At 60.6% G+C, this 2368-nt stretch carries 2 protein-coding genes and 1 pseudogene; 1 reads left to right on the top strand and 2 read right to left on the bottom strand.

Annotation, left to right across the window (positions count from 1 at the left end; translation table 11 throughout):
* Positions 1-1192 (top strand): serine/threonine protein kinase (locus NW818_RS13430; RefSeq protein ID WP_414424833.1); only part of this gene is annotated, 1192 nt, incomplete at its 5' end.
* A 97-nt stretch (positions 1193-1289) separates the two neighbouring features.
* Here NW818_RS13430 and NW818_RS13425 read toward each other — a convergent pair.
* Positions 1290-1889, bottom strand: a complete 600-nt coding sequence (locus NW818_RS13425; RefSeq protein ID WP_414424832.1) for a superoxide dismutase — start codon at positions 1887-1889, stop codon at positions 1290-1292.
* A gap of 264 nt (positions 1890-2153) precedes the next feature.
* Positions 2154-2368: pseudogene (locus NW818_RS13420) on the bottom strand (hypothetical protein); the annotation flags it as partial.

Below are 2368 nucleotides of genomic sequence, written 5' to 3'. Positions count from 1 at the left end.
TCGCGACATCAAACCCAGCAACCTCTTCGTCCTAAAAGATGAAACGTTGGGGGAGACCGTCAAAATCTTGGATTTCGGCATTGCTAAGCTGCTCAGCGACGTTTCCCTTGCCCTCGGCACCCAGACCACCGGCTTTTTGGGTACGGTGCGCTACGCCTCTCCCGAACAGGTGCGCGGGGAAGCCCTGGATGCCCGCTCGGATATCTACTCGCTTGGCGTAGTGCTCTACCGCATGTTGACCGGGCAACACCCCCTCCAGCCGAAGAGCGATTCTTTCCCCGGCCGGTACGAGGCCCACAATTACCAGCAGCCCCAACCCTTCAATCGCGCAAATTTGCCCTATGAAATTCCGCTGCAGCTGGAACAGGTGGTGCTCTCCTGTCTGGCCAAAGATCCCGACCGGCGGCCCCAAGATATGAAGGTTCTCAGCGCCCAATTGGAGGGATCCCTGCACTCCCAGAGCGCTGCCAGCTCTTCCCTCGCGCCCCCCCCAACCGCACCCATCTTCTCCGAGCGCACCCTGGCGGCGGTGGATGCAGGGCAGTCGGGCACACACCTGCTCAGTACCCAGGCAGAGCCCGAGGCCAAGCCGTTTCCCCTCTGGGCTGGGATAGCCCTTTTTGTTGTCATTGCGGGGAGCACCTTCTGGGGCCTGCGTCTGCTGTTGGATCCGGGCCCAGGCAGCGAAAGACCGCCTGCTGCCCCCGAACGCCCCCTTCCAGTCGGCGGTGCAGAGCACCCTGAGCGGGATCCCTCAGCCACTCCTGAACCTCTGCTGGACTGGCTGCTACGGGATCCGGAGGGCAAACCGGTGTTTGAGGATGATCCCGCCCCAGATCTGGGAATCGGTGAGTCCGCAAGCGAGCCCACACCCAGGCCAGCGGCAACTCCAGAGGCAGTGTCCTCTACCCCTCAGCCCCCTGCTCCAACTCAGCAGGTGTCACCTCCTCCTCCAGCCCCTGCTGTGCCTCCACCCCGACCGGTTGCCGTGCCCACGCCCGCTGCTCCACCTTCTCCAGCCCCTGTCCCGGCCAAGCCTCTCCCGCCGCAGCCCATCAACCAACCCCTGTTCCCCCAGATGAACCGGGTTGCTCCAACTCCTGCTCCCCCTGCAGCCCCTCCAACCCAACCTCCCACCCCTGGCTTTCTGGAGCGGTTGCGCGAGGAGCGAGAACGCTTGGGGAAAGACTAGGCGCAAAAAAGGGATCCACAAGGATCCCTCCGCAAAAAGCTACGCGAGGCTAGTCCTCGATGGGATCCCCCGTCAAGGGATCCCAGAACAGGTGGAGTCAGGCGGCAGCCAGCCGGGCATTGGCGGCATCCCAGTTCACCAAGTGCTCCAGGTAGGCATTGATGAAGTCAGGCCGCCGGTTTTGGTAATCCAGGTAGTAGGCGTGCTCCCACACATCCAAAGTGAGCAGGGGCGTTTGGCCGTGAACCAGCGGATTTTCGGCATTGGGGGTTTTGGTGACCTTCAGGGTGCCGTTGTCCAGCACCAGCCAGGCCCAACCGCTGCCAAATTGGGTGGCGGCTGCCGTCTTGAAGGCTTCTGCAAACTTGTCATAGCCGCCAAAGTCGGCGTTGATCTTGTCGGCAATAGGCCCGGTAGGCGCACCTCCCCCGCCTGGCTTCATGGATTCCCAGAAAAAGGTGTGATTCCAAACTTGGGCAGCATTGTTGAAGATACCCGCTTTGTTGGGATCCCCAAAGGTGGCCTTGATGATTTCTTCCAGAGACTTGTTGGCCAGATCGGTGCCCTCGATGAGCTTGTTCAGGTTGGCTACGTAGGCTGCGTGGTGCTTGCCGTGGTGGTAGGAGAAGGTTTCTGCCGACATGTAGGGCTTGAGCGCGTCAGCAGGATAGGGCAGAGCCGGGAGTTCAAAAGCCATAATCGTCTGTCCTCTGTGTCTTGTGCAAGGAATGCAAGAAAGAACGCGGTGAAGGGTCAGGAGAACCAGAAAAAGGCGTTACCTTTCTTTGCAGTTTTAGTGTAACTCAGAATCAGTACGCGCTGGGATCCCTTGGACACCTCGATTCCGGTTGGAACCCTGCTCGACCCCAGAGAGGTGGAATCGCGGCTGTCTCAGCCCAATGGCCGACAACCACTCGTTGGCCAGCGGTCGGAAAAGCGAGATCGTCCCGGCTGGAAAGCGCTAACGGGATCCCTCCTGCAACAGCTCGATCAGCAGGGGAGCGACATCCCTGAGCAGGGGGATCAAAACCGCCGTGATGGCGGCAATGGTAACCACATTGCGGGTGAAGTTGAGGGTATCGCGGCTGAGCTGGAAAAACCGCTCGTCCCAGCGTTTGACCTCGGCCTCCAGACGTTCTTCGGCGCCAGCAATGCGTTCCTCGGCTCTGGCAATGC

Origin of the sequence: Synechococcus sp. R6-5 (assembly GCF_047461775.1) — a bacterium.
Taxonomy (GTDB): domain Bacteria; phylum Cyanobacteriota; class Cyanobacteriia; order Thermostichales; family Thermostichaceae; genus Thermostichus.
This window is presented reverse-complemented; position numbering and strand designations above follow the sequence as displayed.

What these genes read in the sequence shown, in the direction of transcription:
- NW818_RS13425 (WP_414424832.1), bottom strand. Translation starts at nt 1,889, where the DNA reads ATGGCTTTTGAACTCCCGGCTCTGCCCTATCCTGCTGACGCGCTCAAG.